Origin of the sequence: Streptomyces roseolilacinus (assembly GCF_014649335.1) — a bacterium.
Taxonomy (GTDB): domain Bacteria; phylum Actinomycetota; class Actinomycetes; order Streptomycetales; family Streptomycetaceae; genus Streptomyces; species Streptomyces roseolilacinus.
This window is the reverse complement of the sequence record NZ_BMSV01000001.1, coordinates 924,797-940,975: the sequence shown is the minus strand read 5'-3', so window position 1 is coordinate 940,975 and position 16,179 is coordinate 924,797. Positions and strand designations below refer to the sequence as shown.

Sequence of the window (16,179 nt, the reverse complement as noted above, 5' to 3'; positions counted from 1 at the left end):
CGAACAATTCTTCAGCCTCGGTCCCGGGAACCTCGTTCCCGGGACCGAGGCTTTTTTGCGTCTAGGGTGGCTTCATGCGCTACGACCTGGTCATATTCGACAACGACGGCGTCCTCGTGGACAGTGAGCCCCTTTCCAACGCCATCCTGGCCGGCTACCTGACGGAACTCGGGCACCCCACCACGTACGAGGAATCCCTCCGTGACTACATGGGTGGCGCCGTGCACCGCATCCACGACACCATCCTCGAACGGACCGGGCAGCGGCTGCCCGACGACTTCGACGCGACCTTCCACACCCGTGTCTTCGCCGCCTTCGAACGCGACCTCACCGCCGTCGCCGGAGTGACCGACGTCCTCGGCAAACTCGTCGCCGACGGCGTGCCCTACTGCGTCGCCTCCTCCGGCAGCCACGAACGGATCCGCGTCGGCCACCGCAAGACCGGACTCGACCTGTGGTTCACGCCCGACACCGTGTTCAGCGCCCAGGACGTCGGCCGCGGCAAGCCCGCCCCCGACCTGTTCCTCCACGCGGCCGAACGGATGGGCGTCGCCCCCGAGCGGTGCGCCGTCGTCGAGGACAGCCCCCTCGGCGTCGAGGCCGCCCGCGCCGCCGGCATGGACGTGTACGCCTTCACCGCGATGAACGCCCCCGGCGAACTCCCCGGCGCCCACGGCTACTTCGGCGAGATGGCGCAGCTGCCCGCGCTCCTCCTGTGACACCCCTGTCCAGCGGCCGGCCCCCGCCGTACCCTTTCCGGCCATGACCGAAGCGCGGCTGCGGCGCGAACGGCGTGCGCTGGCCCTCTCCTTCCTCGTGCAGGGAGCCGCCTTCGCGCTGCTCGTCACCCGCATCCCCGCCGTCCGGCAGCAGTACGGCATCCCCGACGCCCTCCTGCCCGCCTACCTCGCCGGCGTGCCCGTCCTCGCCGGGCTCGGCAGCGCCGCCACCGGCGCCCTCGTCGCCCGCGTCCCCGCCCCCACCCTCCTGAGGTGGGCGCAGCCCGTCGTGCTCCTCGCGCTCGCCGGGATCGGCGCCGGGGGACAGGCGTGGCACCTGGGCGTCGCCCTCGCGGTGTTCGGGCTCGCCGTCGGCGTGCTCGACGCGTCCATGAACATGCTCGGCGTCAGCCTCCAACGCGAGTACGGGCGGAGCATCATGCTCGGCTTCCACGCCGCGTACAGCCTCGGCGGCGTCGCCGGCGCGGCCCTCGCCTGGGGCGGCGCCCGCCTCGGGCTGCCGCTCGGCCACTTCCACCCGCCCCTGGTGCTCCCGCTGCTGGCCCTCGCCCTCCTCGCGGGCCGGCGGTGCGCGACCGGGCGGGACACCGGCCACCGGGACACCGGCCACCAGGGCGCCGGCCACCGGGACGGCCCGGGAGGCCGGCGCGCGGCCGGGCGGGTCCTGCTGCCGCTGTGCCTCGTCATGGCGTTCGCGTACCTCGGGGACGCCACCGTCTCCAACTGGAGCGCCACCTACCTCCGGGACGTCCTCGGCGGCTCCGAGGCGCTCGCCACCCTGCCGTACAGCGCGTACACGGCCACGACCCTGCTCGGGCGGGCCGTGGGCGACCTCGCCGTGCGGCGGTACGGGGCCGTCGCCGTCGTGCGGGGCGGCGTCCTGCTCGCGTCCGGCGGGTTCGCCGCCGTCGCCGCGGCGCCCGGGCCGTGGACCGGCATCGCCGGGTTCACCGTCCTCGGGCTCGGGCTGAGCGTCGTCGTCCCGCAGACCTTCGCCGCCGCCGGGCGGCACGCCGCCGGACACGGCCGCCGGGCCGCCGACGCGGCCGTCGCGCGGCTCAACGTCTTCACCTACGCCGGCGTCCTCGTCGGGTCCCCGCTCGTCGGCGCCCTCGGCGAGGCGTGGAGCCCGCGCTGGGCCATGGCGGTGCCGCCGGCGCTCCTGCTGGCGGCGCTCCCGTACACCGGGTCCTTCGCCGGGCACACCGACCGATACGGTGGCGGTCATGAGCGGTCGCGCACTGTTGATGTGGGATGACGCAGTCACCGGGTACGACTTCGGGCCCGGGCACCCCATGGACCCCGTACGGCTCGCACTGACCATGGAGTTGGTGCGGGCCCTCGACGTCGACCGGGCCGTCGACGTCAGGCCCGCCAAGCCCGCCGGGGACTCCACGCTGCGGCTCGTCCACCGGGAGGACTACGTCGCCGCCGTGCGCGCCGCGTCCGCCGACCCCGCCCGCGCCGACCAGGCGTACGGGCTGGGCACCGCCGACGACCCGGCGTTCGCCGGGATGCACGAGGCGTCCGCCCGCATCGCGGGGCTGTCCGTCGGCGCCGCCGAAGCCGTGTGGCGCGGCGACGCCACCCGCGCCGTCAACTTCACCGGCGGCCTCCACCACGCCATGCCCGGCGCCGCCTCCGGGTTCTGCGTCTACAACGACGCCGCCCTCGCCATCGCCCGGCTCCTCGAACTCGGCGCCGAACGCGTCGCCTACCTCGACGTGGACGTCCACCACGGCGACGGCGTGCAGGCCGTCTTCCAGGACGACCCGCGGGTCCTGACCATCTCCCTCCACGAACACCCCCGCACCCTCTTCCCCGGCACCGGATGGCCCGAGGAGACCGGCGGGCAGGGCCCCGGCGAGGGCAGCGCCGTCAACCTCGCCCTGCCGCCCGGCACCGGTGACGCCGGCTGGCTGAGGGCGTTCCACGCCGTCGTCCCCGAACTGCTCGCCGACTTCCGGCCGCAGGTCCTCGTCACCCAGCACGGCGCCGACACCCACTTCGAGGACCCGCTCGCCCACCTCGCGGTCTCCCTCGACGCCCAGCGGGCCGTGCAGCTGGCCTGCCGGGGCCTGGCCGACGAACACGTGGAGGGCGGCCGCTGGGTGGCCCTCGGCGGCGGCGGGTACGCGGTCGTCGACGTCGTGCCGCGGTCCTGGACGCACCTCGTGGGCATCGTCGCCGGGGCCGACGTGCCGCCCGAGACGGCCGTCCCGCAGTCCTGGCGGGACGTCGTGTACGCGCGGACCCGGACGCCCGGGCCGCGGCGCATGACCGACGGGCGGTGGCCCGTCACCTGGCGGTCCTGGGAGGACGGCTACGACCCCGAGGACCGGCTCGACCAGGCGGTCCTGGCCACCCGCAGGGCGGTGTTCCCGCTGCGCGGGCTCCTCGTCTAGCCGTACGGCGGGCAGGGCGCCGTTACGCCGACCGTGCGGCGCCGGTGGTTCCCGGCAGCGGCCCCCGGGCCCGTGCGGCACCATCGGCGGGGTGCTGAGTACCGGGGCGCTGCGCGCGCATCTGCTGGCGGCCGGACTGGCCGGGCCCGTCGCCACCCCGCGCGAGAAGAGCCTGCGCAACCACCGGCTGTTCGCCGCCCGCGATCCGCGCGTCACCCTGGGGCTCGATCCCGAAGGGCGGTGGGACGAGCGGGACCTGCTGCGGCTGATGGCCGACCGGTGCGGGGTGTCCGGGGACCCCGGTCACCGCACCGGACACGAGGTCATCGACCCCGAGCGGACCCTCGGCGCGCTGGACGCGTTCGCCGGACGGCTCGCCGCCGCGGCCCGGCGCCGCGCCCCCGTGCTGTTCGGGACCGGGCACCCGCGCCCGCTGCTGGGGTTCTACGCCATCCTGGCAGACGCCATGTCGTCGGCAGGCTGTCTCGTTCTCACCCCCGCGCAGGGGAGATGTGTCGACATGACGACCCGATTCGGCGTACGCACCCTCCTTCTCGACTACGCACGGGGGGTCGCGCTCATGAGGGGACCGCGGGACGAAGGCGCTGGTTGTGAGCCCGGCGTGCACACCCACTCACCCCTGCCGGTCAGGGTCGCGCTGGGGGCCGCGGCCGAGGTCGGCGGGCCCCTTCCGGAGTTGGTGGTGGGGGACCACGGATGGGTCTGCGGGGCAGGTCAGCTGGGCATCGAGACCATCGGGCTGGCCGACGCGGACGACCCCGCGCCGTTCGTCGGGGAGGCCGAGGGGCGGGTGGCGGTCGTGGTGCCGCTCGACGACGCCGTGCGGTCCGATTACTACCGCCCGCTTACTCGCTATGTACTCAATCGGGCGTGTCTGTCACAGTAGGCGGCGGATGGCTGCTCCTCTTCCCCACCCGTATCAACCGCCCCTAGTCTGGGCAGTGAGCGCACAGCGACGAAGAGTCACCGGAGGGGAAGCCGGTGGCGTCATGTGCGGAAGGTACAGGTGGGTCATGGTTTCTGCTGGCGAGACACCTCTCAACGAGGTCAAATTCCTGACCGTGGCGGAAGTTGCCTCGGTGATGCGCGTGTCGAAGATGACCGTGTACCGGTTGGTGCACAGCGGTCATCTGCCGGCGATCCGGGTGGGGAGGTCCTTCCGGGTGCCGGAGCAGGCGGTTCACGAGTACCTCCGCGAGTCCTTCGTGGGGGTGGAGACCGCGTAGTACGGAGCCCCTTCACCACCCTCGGATTACGAGCTCGGCGCTCTGGCGGGTAGGCTAGGCCGACGTAGGTCGTGTGGGCCCAGACGCCCCGCACCGAGATCCCCGCTGATGCGGGGGTGTTCCGAGAAGTGAGCGAGGGTAGTCGTGGGCTCTGTTATCAAGAAGCGGCGCAAGCGGATGGCGAAGAAGAAGCACCGCAAGCTTCTGAAGCGCACCCGTGTTCAGCGCCGTAACAAGAAGTAAGCGGCGGCTGTACGTGCGCCTCGCGGCCCTCCCACCGGTTCCGGTGGGAGGGCCGCGGTCATGTCCGGGCCGGTTCCGGGGACCCCGGTTCCGGACGTTCCGGGGCCCGCTGACGTCGCGGAGCAGCACCGACCCGCTACGGTGGCAGCCACACGCGTCGCGGGGACCGAACGGAAGGCGCTGAACGTGGGCAGGGTCGTGCTCGTCACCGGGGTGGCCAGGCAGCTCGCCGGCCGTTTCGTACGGCGCGTCATGCGCGACCCCGGCGTGGACCGGGTCGTCGCGGTGGACGCCGTCACCCCGGAGCACCCACTGGGCGGCGCCGCGTTCGTCCGCGCCGACATCCGGCAGCCGGCCATCGGCCGGGTCCTGGCCGAGCACGGCGTCGACACGGTCGTCCACATGGACGTCTCCGCGACCCCGCCGGCGGGCGGCGGCGGCCGGACCGCGGTCAAGGAGACCAACGTCATCGGCACGATGCAGCTGCTCGGCGCCTGCCAGAAGTGCCCCACCGTCAGCCGCGTCGTCGTCCGCTCCAGCACCGGCGTGTACGGCTCCGCTCCGCGCGACCCGGCGGTCTTCACCGAGACGACCCCGCCCAAGTCGCTGCCCAGCGGCGGCTTCGCGAAGGACGTCGCCGAGGTCGAGGGGTACGTGCGGGGCTTCGCCCGCCGCCGCCCCGACGTCGCCGTGTGCGTGCTGCGCTTCGCGAACATCCTCGGCCCCGACGCGGACTCCCCGCTGGCCCAGTACTTCTCGCTGCCGGTGCTCCCCACGGTCCTCGGGTACGACCCGCGGCTGCAGTTCGTCCACGAGGACGACGTCCTCGACGTGCTGGGCATCGCCTCGTCGGAGCCGCGCCGGGGCACGCTCAACAGCGGCACGTTCAACATCGCCGGGGACGGGGTGCTGACCCTGTCGCAGTGCGCCCGGCGCCTCGGCCGGCCGACGCTCCCGCTGCTGCCGCCGGCGGTCACCTGGGCCGGTACGGCCCTGCGGACGCTCGGCGTGAGCGACTTCTCCCCCGAGCAGATCCGCCTCCTCACGCACGGCCGGGTGGTCAGCACGGTCCAGATGCGCGAGACCCTCGGGTTCGACCCCACCCACACGACGGCGGAGACCTTCGCGGACTTCGTACGGCACCGGGGTCCCGGTCTGCTGCCACCGGCCGCGCTGGCGGCGGCCGTCGACGGCGTGGCGGCCCGGTTCGGCGACGGTGTGGCCGCGCGGACGGCGCGGACGGTGAAGCGGCGTGGAACCGCCGGGACAAGGAGCGCGGGCTAACGATGGCGGACGCCAAGGTCATCCCCTTCGACGAGGACCGGCCACGCGGTGGTGCCCCCCGTACGGGCCGCAGGAAGGCCCCCCAGGGCGCCCCGGCCCGTCCGGTGACCCCGCTGCCGGGTCCGGCCGGTCCGGCGGCCGCGGAGCCCTCCGGGCCGCGGCCCGGCACACGCGCCCCCGACCCGCCGGAGGCCGGGTGGTCCGGTGACGGGCGGGGCCCGGCGTCCGAGGCGGGGGACGGGGGCTGGGAGCGGCGGATCGCGGGCGGGTTGGCGTTCCTGCGGCGCCGCGTCACCGGCGCGTACGAGGTCGACGAGTTCGGCTTCGACGAGGAGCTCACCGACCAGGTCCTGATGTCGCTGCTGCGGCCCCTGTTCGAGAAGTACTTCCGGGTGGAGGTGCGGGGCGTCGAGAACATCCCGGCCGAGGGCGGCGCCCTGGTCGTGGCGAACCACTCGGGCACGCTGCCGCTGGACGGGCTGATGATGCAGGTCGCCGTCCACGACCACCACCCGGCGGGCCGTCACCTGCGGCTGCTCGCGGCGGACCTGGTGTTCATGCTGCCCGTCGTCAGCGAGCTGGCCCGGAAGGCCGGGCACACGCTGGCGTGCGCGGAGGACGCGGAGCGGCTGCTGGAGCGCGGCGAGGTCGTCGGGGTGATGCCGGAGGGCTTCAAGGGGATCGGGAAGCCGTTCGGCGAGCGGTACAAGCTGCAGCGGTTCGGGCGGGGCGGCTTCGTGTCGACGGCGCTGCGCGCGGGCGTGCCGATCGTGCCGTGCTCGATCGTCGGCGCGGAGGAGATCTACCCGATGGTGGGCAACGCCAAGACGCTGGCGCGGCTGCTGGGTTTCCCGTACTTCCCGATCACGCCGACCTTCCCGTGGCTGGGGCCGCTGGGCGCGCTGCCGCTGCCCACGAAGTGGACGATCCAGTTCGGTGAGCCGATCCCGACGGACGGGTACGCGCCGGAGGCGGCGGAGGACCCGATGCTGATGTTCAACCTGACGGACCAGGTGCGCGAGCAGATCCAGCACACGCTGTACAAGCTGCTGGTGCGCCGGCGGTCGGTGTTCTTCTGACGTACGGGTACGGCGTCGGGCGCCGCTCCGTGGGGAGCGGCGCCCGACGCCGTACCGTGCGTGCCGCCGCTAGGGGGCGTCCTCGCCGTCGATGCCGAGGCCCGGGAGGATGCCGGGGAGCAGCGGCGGGAGGGTCACGTCGGGCCCGGGTGCCGGGGACTCCGGGGGGCCGTCCTGGGAGGGCGGTGCCGACGTGCTGGGTCCGTCCGGGTCGAGGAGGCCGCCGGTGCTGCCGCCGAGGAGGCCCTCGTCCGTGTCCTTGCTCGAACCGCCGGACGGGCCGGGGGTGTCGACCGTGCCGCCCGAGGGCCGGACGGGCGGGTTGGGCGGGGCCTGGCGGGACGGGCCGGGGCCGGTCGGGCCGGCGGGGGCGCCGGGTTCGCCGGGGCGACCGCCGTCCTCCTTCGGGGGGCCGTCCAGTTGCGACTTGAGCGGGGCGACCTGCTGGTCTATGGCGTCGAAGACGGACGTCACCTGGTCGCGCACGTCGGTCAGCTGGGGCGGGAGCTTGGCGCGCAGGCCGTCCCACGTGCCGCGGTGGTTGCGGGCGAACGAGTCGAGTGTGGCCATGGGGCCGATGCGGCCGTCCCGCTCGTAGGCGAGGCGGAGCAGGCGGTGGCCCTCGGACACGTCGTGCTGCATGCCGTCGAGCGTGCGGCGGATCTCGTTCAGCGTCTCGTGGTCCAGGTCGCCGGACCGGGTGCGCTCCAGCAGGCGGCGGGCCTCGCCGAGCCGGGTGGAGGCGTGGTCGAGGTGGATCTCGCCCCGGTCGGCGTCGTCGTCGGCGAAGCCGAGCTTCAGGTCCTCCATGCCCCGCTTCAGCCCGTACAGGGAGTCACCGGGGAGGGCGTCGGAACTGGCAGCGGCGACTCCGCCGAACGCGCCCGCCGCCACGCCCACGGTGAGGCCGCCGGCGGCCAGGCCCTTCGTCCATCTGGTGCGGGGCCGCAATCTCCGGAGGGCGGTGGCGCGGTGCGCGCCGCGGCCGCTCGGCGTCCGCTGCTCCGGAACCGTAGGGTCCGCGGGCGCGCCGCCCGCGGCCGTGCCCTCCTGGAGCATCGCTTCCATGGCGGCGACGAGCTGTGCTCGCTGCACCACCTTCACTTCGGGGTCCATGGTGGGCTTCGGCAGGTCGCCGAGGCCGTTCGCCAGGGCCAGGAGCCGGTCCTGCCGGCTCGGTTCGGCCGACGCCTCGGGCTGCTGGGCCGCCTGATCTTCCAGGGCCTGGGCGAAGGCGTTCGCCCGCCGGTGCGCCGATACGTTCGCGATCACTGGCGGCACCTCCTCTCGTCATGACGGTCGACTCCCCAGGGGGTCCGGAAGGTTGCGCGTACTGAACACTTCCACACGAAAGAGTGAGCGGCTGTGGACAGGGCGCGACCAGAGGGAGCCTGCATCCCGCACAACGAGTGTCGCGGCACTTGGGTTACGGACGGAAGATGATCGGACCAGCACGTCATGAGGCGGTCACCGGGGGTGAGTTGGCGGGGAGGGGGGCCTGCTGGGACGGCGGCGGCGCGGGACGGGGCCCGGCGGGTCAGCGGGCGTCTTCGGGGAGCAGCCGGGCGAGGGTGCGCACGGCGCGGTACTGGAGGGTCTTGATCGCGCCCTCGTTCTTGCCCATCACGCGGGCGGTCTCGGCGACGGACAGGCCGTGCAGGAAGCGGAGGGTGACGCACTCCTGCTGCTGGGGGTTGAGCTTGCGGACGGCCTCGAGCAGGGCGGCGTTGGAGAGGGACTCCAGGACGGAGTCCTCGGGGCTGCGCTCGACCTCGTTGGCGTCGAGCATTTCGCCCGTGGTCACTTCGAGCCTGAACCGGCTCGACTTGAAGTGGTCGGCGACCAGGTTGCGCGCGATCGTGACCAGCCAGGCGCCGAAGTCGCGGCCCTGCCAGGTGAAGGTCGAGATCCGGCGGAGGGCGCGCAGGAAGGTCTCGCTGGTCAGGTCCTCGGCGGTCGCCTTGCCGCCGACGCGGTAGTAGATGTAGCGGTAGACGGTGTCGCTGTACTGGTCGTAGAGGCGGCCGAAGGCCTCGGCCTCTCCTGCCTGGGCGCGTTCGACCAGGTCCATCATGCGGCCGCTGTCGCTGTCGGCGGTGGGGCGGCGGGCGGTGGTCGGGGTGCCCGCGCCGCCCCGTCCGGCCCTTCTTCCGACGGCCGCGGCACCACCGTCGGCCAGGGCGTAGCAGGGACCGGCGGGGGCCGGTGCGGCGAATGCGGGGACGGCGTACGCGGTGGGGACGAAGCCGCGCAAGTGGTCGAGGACCGTTGCGCGCAGCGTAGCCAGGCCCGAGGCGTCAACCCCGACGTGTGGGTACACGGGACTCCCAGAGGCAGAGCTTCCATCACGTGCAGTGCGGGACCTTTCACCCGTCGTGACGACGTGTGGGGGGTTCCGTATGCGTCTGAGGAGAATAACGCTTCGTGCAGGGAGTGCTACACCGAGTTGCTCAAATCATCGATTCAGTCGTTTCTCTTACGAAGAGGAGGCGGACCCGATCGCACTTGGTGACCGTTTCCTGACCGAATCGGTTCGGTTTGTGCTTGACCGCTGCTGTGTTGTGGCCGAGTGCGACGGGCGTGACTGGCCCCCGCGCCGGCTGGGTAGGACCCGTGAATGGCGCCACCCGCGCCGCCGGGCGGCCCCCGCGGTCAGCGGCGGCGCCGGTGCAGGGCCACCGCGGCGGCCGTGCCGCCCGCCAGCGCGCCCACGCCCGCCGCGGCGGGGATGCCGACCTTCGCCGCCTTGCGGCCCGTCCGGTAGTCCCGCAGCCGCCACTCCCGCTCCTTGGCGTACCGGCGCAGCTTCGTGTCCGGGTTGATCGCGTACGGGTGGCCGACCAGGGACAGCATGGGGATGTCGTTGTGCGAGTCGCTGTACGCCGCGCAGCGGTCCAGGTCCAGCCCCTCGGCGGCGGCCAGGGCCCGTACCGCCTCCGCCTTGGCGGGGCCGTGCAGGGGCTCGCCGACCAGGCGGCCGGTGTACACGCCGTCGACGGACTCGGCGACCGTGCCCAGCGCGCCGGTCAGCCCGAGCCGCCGGGCGATGATCGTCGCCGTCTCCACGGGGGCCGCCGTGACGAGCCACACCTTCTGCCCGGCGTCCAGGTGCGCCTGCGCGAGCGCGCGGGTGCCGGGCCAGATGCGGCCGGCCATGTACTCGTCGTAGATCTCCTCGCCGATGGTCATCAGCTCGGAGACGCGGTGGCCCTTCACGATCGACAGGGCGCTCTCGCGGGCGTCCTGCATGTGCTCCGGGTCCTCGACGCCGGCCAGCCGGAACCAGGTCTGCTGCCAGGCGAACCGGGCCAGCTCACGGCGCTGGAAGAACTTCCGCTTGTACAGCCCGCGGCCGAAGTGGAAGAGGGCCGCGCCCTGCATGACGGTGTTGTCCAGGTCGAAGAAGGCGGCCGCGCGGACGTCACCGCGCACCGGGAACTCGATCCGTGGTTCCGCTTCCGCCAGCGCCCGGTCGAGGAGCTCCAGCTGCCGGGAGGTCTTGCGCGCCGCCTCCGCCGCGGCCTCGCCGGCCAGCACGCTGCGCGCCGTGGCGGGGCGCCTACGAGGGGAGAGCCATCCGAGTGCGGCCATGCCGTGAGCATAACCAGTGTGTTCACCACCGCCCGACTCGTGGGACGCCAACGCGTGAACCCCGGGCGGCGAAGGTGTGAAACGGCACGTCCCGGGCGCGGACAATGGGCGCATGTTCGGACGTACGAAGAAGGGGTCCGCCGGCCCGCGGACCGTGACGCTCATCGGGAAGCCCGGGTGCCACCTGTGCGACGACGCGCGCGAGGTGGTCGAGCGCGTCTGCGCGGAGACGGGCGCGGCGTGGGAGGAGAGGGACATCACACAGGACGAGGAGCTGCACCGGGCCTACTGGGAGCAGATCCCCGTGGTGCTGGTGGACGGCGAGCAGCACACGTTCTGGCGGGTGGACGAGGCGCGGCTGCGGCGGGCGCTGCTGGGCTGACCGGGGGCCGGCGGCCGGGCTCGCCCGGGGGCGGCCACCGGGCCGACCGGGGCCGGTCGGGGAGGGTCGGGGCGCCGCCGGCGCACGGTGGCGCCGCCGATGGCCGAAGACGGTTACCATCGGGTGCGTTTTGTTCGGTTTCGGGGGCGACATCGTAGGGAGTGTGTACGGCTTTGCCCTATCCGGAGATCGAACGCGCTGAGGTTCCCGATGGTTCCACGATGGCGCGAAGGACTTGCGTGACCCCGGTCACTTTGCGCGGACAAAGCGGACATCATCTTTGTGCACGCGTTCACAAAGACATAGCCTGCTGTCGACGGGGCGGTCTCGGGACGGGCCGCCCGCAGCCCCGCTCATCCCGCAGGAGCACCGTGGCAACTGGCCGAACTCACCGACCGGCGACCCGTAGCCGAGGCATCCCCGAGGCCACCGTCGCCCGGCTTCCGCTGTACCTGCGGGCGCTCACCGCCCTGTCGGAGCGCTCCGTACCCACGGTCTCCTCCGAGGAGCTCGCCGCGGCCGCCGGCGTCAACTCCGCCAAGCTGCGCAAGGACTTCAGCTACCTGGGCTCCTACGGCACGCGCGGCGTCGGCTACGACGTCGAGTACCTCGTCTACCAGATCTCCCGCGAGCTGGGCCTGACGCAGGACTGGCCGATCGTCATGGTCGGCATCGGAAACCTCGGCGCCGCCCTCGCCAACTACGGCGGGTTCGCGTCCCGCGGCTTCCGGGTGGCCGCGCTGATCGACGCCGACCCGTCGATGGTGGGCAAGCCCGTCGCCGGCATCCCCGTCCAGTACATCGACGACCTCGAGAAGATCATCGAGGAGAACGGCGTCTCGATCGGCGTCATCGCCACGCCCGCCGGCGCCGCCCAGCAGGTCTGCGACCGGCTCGTGGCCGCCGGGGTCTCCTCCATCCTGAACTTCGCGCCGACCGTCCTGTCCGTCCCGGACGGCGTCGACGTGCGCAAGGTCGACCTGTCGATCGAGCTCCAGATCCTCGCCTTCCACGAGCAGCGCAAGGCCGGCGAGGACGGCGGTGTCGGCGGGGCCGACCTGCCGTCCGCCGCCGCCGTCCGCGCGGCGGCCCCGGCGGCCGTGGCCGCCTCCCCCGCGTCGACCGCGGGCCGCAAGGGACCAGACGGGGACGTTCCCGCCGTGATGCCGGCATGAGCCTCCTCGTCGTCGGCCTCAGCCACCGCAGCGCGCCCGTCAGCGTGCTGGAGCGGGCCTCCCTCGACCCCGACACGCGGAACAAGCTGCTCCAGGACGCCCTCGCCGCCGAGCCGGCCGCCGAGGCCGCCCTCCTGGCCACCTGCAACCGCATCGAGCTCTACGCCGACGTGGACAAGTTCCACGCCGGTGTCGCCGAGCTGTCCACGCTGCTCGCCCAGCACAGCGGCGTCGGCCTGGAGGAGCTCACGCCCTTCCTCTACGTGCACTACGAGGACCGGGCCGTCCACCACCTGTTCTCCGTGGCCTGCGGCCTGGACTCGATGGTCGTCGGCGAGGGCCAGATCCTCGGCCAGATCAAGGACGCCCTCGCGCGCGCCCAGGAGCTGCACACCGCGGGCCGGCTGCTGAACGACCTGTTCCAGCAGGCCCTGCGGGTCGGCAAGCGCGCCCACAGCGAGACCGGCATCGACCGGGCCGGGCAGTCCCTGGTGACCTTCGGCCTGGAGCAGCTCGCGGTGGGCGGCGCGGACGTGCCGGCCTGGGCGAAGGGCAAGCGCGCCCTGGTCATAGGCGCCGGTTCGATGTCGTCGCTCGCCGCGGCGACCCTCGCCCGCGTCGGCGTCGACGAGATCGTCGTCGCCAACCGCACGGCCGAGCGGGCCGAGCGCCTGGTGCGGATCCTGACGGAGCCCGGGGGCACCGGCGTGGCGGCCCGCGCCGTCCGCATGGCCGAGGTCGGCGACGAGCTGGCCCGCGCCGACGTGGTCGTCTCCTGCACGGGGGCGACCGGCCTCGTCCTCACCGGCCAGGCCGTCGAGACCGCCATGATCGGCCGCCGGGAGCCGCTGGCCCTGCTCGACCTGGCCATGCCCCGCGACATCGACGCCGCCGTGCACCGCATGGTGAACGTCCGGCTCGTCGACATCGAGTCCCTCGCCGAGGCGTCCGCCGACGCGCCCATGGCCGCCGACGTCGACCAGGTGCGCGGCATCGTCGCCGACGAGGTCGCCGCCTTCGGCGCGGCCCAGCGCGCCGCGCACATCACCCCGACCGTCGTCGCCCTGCGCACGATGGCCGCCGACGTCGTCGCCGGTGAGATGGCCCGCCTGGAAGGGCGGCTCCCCGGCCTCGACGAGAAGCAGCGCGCCGAGATCACCCAGACGGTGCGCCGCGTCGTGGACAAGCTGCTGCACGCGCCGACCGTGCGCGTGAAGCAGCTCGCCAGCGAGCCCGGTGGCGCCGGGTACGCCGACGCGCTGCGCACACTCTTCGACCTCGACCCGGAGACGGTCGCCGCCGTCTCGCGGGCCGACCTGAATGACGCCGACGTGAACCGAGGGCGAGTATGACCGAGAGGGCCCAGAGCACCCAGAGGGCACTGAGGCTGGGAACCAGGCGCAGCAAGCTCGCCATGGCCCAGTCCGGGCAGGTCGCGGACACCGTCCGCCGGCTGACCGGCCGCCCCGTGGAGCTCGTCGAGATCACCACGTACGGGGACACCTCCCGCGAGCACCTCGCGCAGATCGGCGGCACGGGCGTCTTCGTCACCGCGCTGCGCGACGCGCTGTTCGCCGGCGAGGTGGACTTCGCCGTCCACTCCCTCAAGGACCTGCCGACCGCGCAGCACGACGACCTCGTGCTCGCCGCGATCCCGGTCCGCGAGGATCCGCGCGACGTGCTCGTCGCCCGTGACGGGCTGCCGCTGGCCGAGCTGGCCGCGTCCGCGCCGGGCGGCGTCGTACGGATCGGCACCGGCGCCCCGCGCCGGATGGCGCAGCTCAACGCGTACGCCCGCGACCACGGGCTGCGCATCGAGACGGTCGCCATCCGGGGCAACGTCGACACCCGCATCGGGTACGTCCGCAGCGGCGAGCTCGACGCGGTCGTCCTGGCCGCCGCCGGGCTGAACCGGCTCGGCCGGATCGGCGAGGTCACCGAGTTCCTGCCGGTCGACGCCGTGCTGCCCGCGCCGGGCCAGGGCGCCCTGGCGATCGAGTGCCTGTCCGCCGACACCGACCTGGTGGCGGCACTCGCCCAGCTCGACGACGCGCACACCCGCGCCGCCGTGACCGCCGAGCGGTCCCTGCTCGCCGCCCTCGAGGCAGGCTGCTCCGCCCCCGTGGGCGCGCTCGCCGACCTGGTGGCCGGCGATCAGGATGTTCATGAGTTGCGCCTGCGCGGCGTCGTCGGCACGACCGACGGCTCCACGCTGGTGCAGTTGTCCACCACCGGTCCCGTACCCACGTCGCACGACGACGCGGTGGCCCTCGGTCGCGAACTCGCGTCCGAGATGCTCGCCAAGGGCGCGGCCGGTCTTATGGGGGAGCGAGCACTTTGAGCCCCATCACTGCATCCAAGGCTTCCTCGGCGTTCTCCGCGTACGGGCACGTCACCTTCCTCGGCGCCGGACCCGGTGATCCGGGGCTGCTGACTCTGCGCGCCGTCGAGGCGCTGGCGGGCGCGGACGTACTGATCGCCGAGCCCGATGTGCTCGATGTCGTACGCGGCCATGCGCGGGCGGGCGTGAGCACGCCCGAGCTGACGGTTGTCGACGAGGCGTCAATGACCGCCGGGGTCCCGGTGTTGAGGGACGCCGCCAATCTTGTCATGGAGGCCGCGCGGGGCGGCAAGCGGGTGGTGCGTGCGCTGAGCGGCGACCCGGGGCTCGACGGTGACGCGGGCGCCGAGATGCTCGCCTGCGCCGCCGCCGGCATCCCCTTCGAGGTCGTGCCCGGCGTCGCCACCGCGGTCGGCGTGCCCGCGTACGCGGGTGTGCCGCTGCGCGACTCGCAGGGCGCGGACGTCCGCTTCGTGGACGCCCGCACCGCGAGCGACCGCTGCTGGACCGAGGTCGGCGCGTCCGACGGCACGGTGGTGGTGTCCACGACGCTGGACTCCGTCGCCTCCGCCGCCGGCGAGCTCGTCGCGGCCGGCCGCAAGCCGGACACCCCGCTGACCGTCACCATCGCCGGGACGACCACCCGGCAGCGGACGTGGACGGCGACGCTCGGCTCGATCGCGCAGACGCTGAAGCAGGCGAAGGTGCTGCCGTCCCCGGACGGCCACCAGCCCGTCATAGCCGTGGTCGGTGAGCGCAGCGCCGCCGCCCAGCGCGACCAGCTCGCGTGGTTCGAGTCCAAGCCACTGTTCGGCTGGAAGGTCCTCGTCCCGCGCACCAAGGAGCAGGCGGCTTCGCTCTCCGACCAGCTCAGGTCGTACGGCGCCGTGCCCAGCGAGGTCCCGACCATCGCGGTCGAGCCGCCGCGCACCCCGCAGCAGATGGAGCGCGCGGTCAAGGGCCTGGTCACGGGCCGGTACGAGTGGATCGCCTTCACCTCGGTGAACGCCGTGAAGGCCGTCCGCGAGAAGTTCGAGGAGTACGGGCTCGACGCCCGCGCCTTCGCCGGGATCAAGGTCGCGGCGGTGGGCGAGCAGACCGCCAAGGCGCTGATCGACTTCGGCGTCAAGCCGGACCTGGTGCCCAGCGGGGAGCAGTCCGCGGCGGGGCTGCTTGAGGACTGGCCGCCGTACGACCCGGTCTTCGACCCGATCGACCGGGTGTTCCTGCCGCGCGCCGACATCGCGACCGAGACGCTGGTGGCCGGGCTGATCGAGCTGGGCTGGGAGGTCGACGACGTCACGGCGTACCGGACCGTGCGCGCGTCGCCGCCGCCGGCGGAGACCCGCGAGGCGATCAAGGGCGGCGGTTTCGACGCGGTGCTGTTCACCTCGTCGTCGACCGTGCGGAACCTGGTCGGCATCGCGGGCAAGCCGCACAACGTGACGGTGATCGCCTGCATCGGCCCGGCGACCGCGAAGACGGCGGAGGAGCACGGCCTGCGGGTGGACGTGCTGTCGCCGGAGCCGTCGGTGACGAAGCTGGCGGAGGCGCTGGCGGAGTTCGGCGCGAAGCGGCGGACGGCGGCGCTGGAGGCGGGCGACCCGGTCACCCGGCCCTCCGAGCGGCGCCCGGGGGCGCGGCGGCGGCGGACGACGACCTGACCGGTTCGTGACCGGTGGCGGGGCGGAG

At 73.6% G+C, this 16,179-nt stretch carries 16 protein-coding genes; 13 read left to right on the top strand and 3 right to left on the bottom strand.

The genetic code is table 11. The features are described from left to right. Nucleotides 1-74: 74 nt before the first annotated feature. From IE106_RS04335 to IE106_RS04300, 8 genes are all read left to right on the top strand, one after another. On the top strand, nt 75-719 hold the full coding sequence (locus tag IE106_RS04335) for an HAD family hydrolase (protein ID WP_189529873.1): 645 nt from the start codon (nt 75-77) through the stop codon (nt 717-719). 43 nt (nt 720-762) lie between these two features. Next, nucleotides 763-1,998, top strand: coding sequence for an MFS transporter (locus IE106_RS04330; protein WP_189529871.1), 1,236 nt, complete (start codon nt 763-765; stop codon nt 1,996-1,998). Beyond that, on the top strand, nt 1,967-3,145 hold the full coding sequence (locus IE106_RS04325; RefSeq protein ID WP_189529868.1) for an acetoin utilization protein AcuC: 1,179 nt from the start codon (nt 1,967-1,969) through the stop codon (nt 3,143-3,145). The genes IE106_RS04330 and IE106_RS04325 overlap by 32 nt, the downstream gene beginning before the upstream one ends. A gap of 91 nt (nt 3,146-3,236) precedes the next feature. Beyond that, nucleotides 3,237-4,052, top strand: a complete 816-nt coding sequence (locus tag IE106_RS04320) for a phosphatase (RefSeq protein WP_189529866.1) — start codon at nt 3,237-3,239, stop codon at nt 4,050-4,052. A gap of 127 nt (nt 4,053-4,179) precedes the next feature. Further along, on the top strand, nt 4,180-4,392 hold the full coding sequence (locus IE106_RS04315; protein ID WP_189529864.1) for a helix-turn-helix domain-containing protein: 213 nt from the start codon (nt 4,180-4,182) through the stop codon (nt 4,390-4,392). A gap of 144 nt (nt 4,393-4,536) precedes the next feature. Next, nucleotides 4,537-4,635: a 30S ribosomal protein bS22 gene (locus IE106_RS04310; protein WP_003948845.1), complete on the top strand. Its 99-nt coding sequence runs from the start codon at nt 4,537-4,539 to the stop codon at nt 4,633-4,635. 186 nt (nt 4,636-4,821) lie between these two features. Then, nucleotides 4,822-5,919: an NAD-dependent epimerase/dehydratase family protein gene (locus IE106_RS04305; protein WP_189529862.1), complete on the top strand. Its 1,098-nt coding sequence runs from the start codon at nt 4,822-4,824 to the stop codon at nt 5,917-5,919. 2 nt (nt 5,920-5,921) lie between these two features. After that, on the top strand, nt 5,922-6,998 hold the full coding sequence (locus IE106_RS04300) for a lysophospholipid acyltransferase family protein (protein ID WP_189529860.1): 1,077 nt from the start codon (nt 5,922-5,924) through the stop codon (nt 6,996-6,998). Nucleotides 6,999-7,067: 69 nt separating this feature from the next. Here the strand turns inward: IE106_RS04300 and IE106_RS04295 are convergent, their stop codons facing one another. The 3 genes from IE106_RS04295 to IE106_RS04285 all read right to left on the bottom strand — a co-directional run bounded on the left by IE106_RS04295 (nt 7,068) and on the right by IE106_RS04285 (nt 10,589). After that, on the bottom strand, nt 7,068-8,270 hold the full coding sequence (locus IE106_RS04295; protein ID WP_189529858.1) for a DUF5667 domain-containing protein: 1,203 nt from the start codon (nt 8,268-8,270) through the stop codon (nt 7,068-7,070). 265 nt (nt 8,271-8,535) lie between these two features. Further along, nucleotides 8,536-9,318, bottom strand: a complete 783-nt coding sequence (locus IE106_RS04290) for an ECF subfamily RNA polymerase sigma factor, BldN family (RefSeq protein WP_189529857.1) — start codon at nt 9,316-9,318, stop codon at nt 8,536-8,538. Nucleotides 9,319-9,650: 332 nt separating this feature from the next. Next, entirely contained in the window at nt 9,651-10,589 is a 939-nt protein-coding gene (locus tag IE106_RS04285; RefSeq protein ID WP_189529855.1) for an HAD family hydrolase, read from the bottom strand. Nucleotides 10,590-10,701: 112 nt separating this feature from the next. Here IE106_RS04285 and IE106_RS04280 point away from each other — a divergent pair, with 112 nt between their 5' ends. The 5 genes from IE106_RS04280 (at nt 10,702) to IE106_RS04260 (ending at nt 16,151) form a co-directional block, all read left to right on the top strand. After that, nucleotides 10,702-10,971, top strand: a complete 270-nt coding sequence (locus IE106_RS04280) for a glutaredoxin family protein (RefSeq protein ID WP_189529853.1) — start codon at nt 10,702-10,704, stop codon at nt 10,969-10,971. A gap of 371 nt (nt 10,972-11,342) precedes the next feature. Beyond that, nucleotides 11,343-12,146 carry a redox-sensing transcriptional repressor Rex gene (locus tag IE106_RS04275; protein WP_189529851.1) on the top strand — a complete coding sequence of 268 codons (804 nt, stop codon included), beginning with the start codon at nt 11,343-11,345 and terminating at the stop codon, nt 12,144-12,146. Beyond that, a complete protein-coding gene (locus tag IE106_RS04270) occupies nt 12,143-13,498 on the top strand; it encodes a glutamyl-tRNA reductase (RefSeq protein ID WP_189529850.1) in 1,356 nt (451 codons plus the stop codon). Before IE106_RS04275 ends, IE106_RS04270 begins: the two co-directional genes overlap by 4 nt. Next, nucleotides 13,495-14,487, top strand: coding sequence for a hydroxymethylbilane synthase (gene hemC, locus IE106_RS04265; protein WP_189529849.1), 993 nt, complete (start codon nt 13,495-13,497; stop codon nt 14,485-14,487). The genes IE106_RS04270 and hemC overlap by 4 nt, the downstream gene beginning before the upstream one ends. After that, entirely contained in the window at nt 14,484-16,151 is a 1,668-nt protein-coding gene (locus IE106_RS04260) for a bifunctional uroporphyrinogen-III C-methyltransferase/uroporphyrinogen-III synthase (RefSeq protein ID WP_189529848.1), read from the top strand. The genes hemC and IE106_RS04260 overlap by 4 nt, the downstream gene beginning before the upstream one ends. The last annotated feature ends 28 nt before the right edge of the window (nt 16,152-16,179 follow it).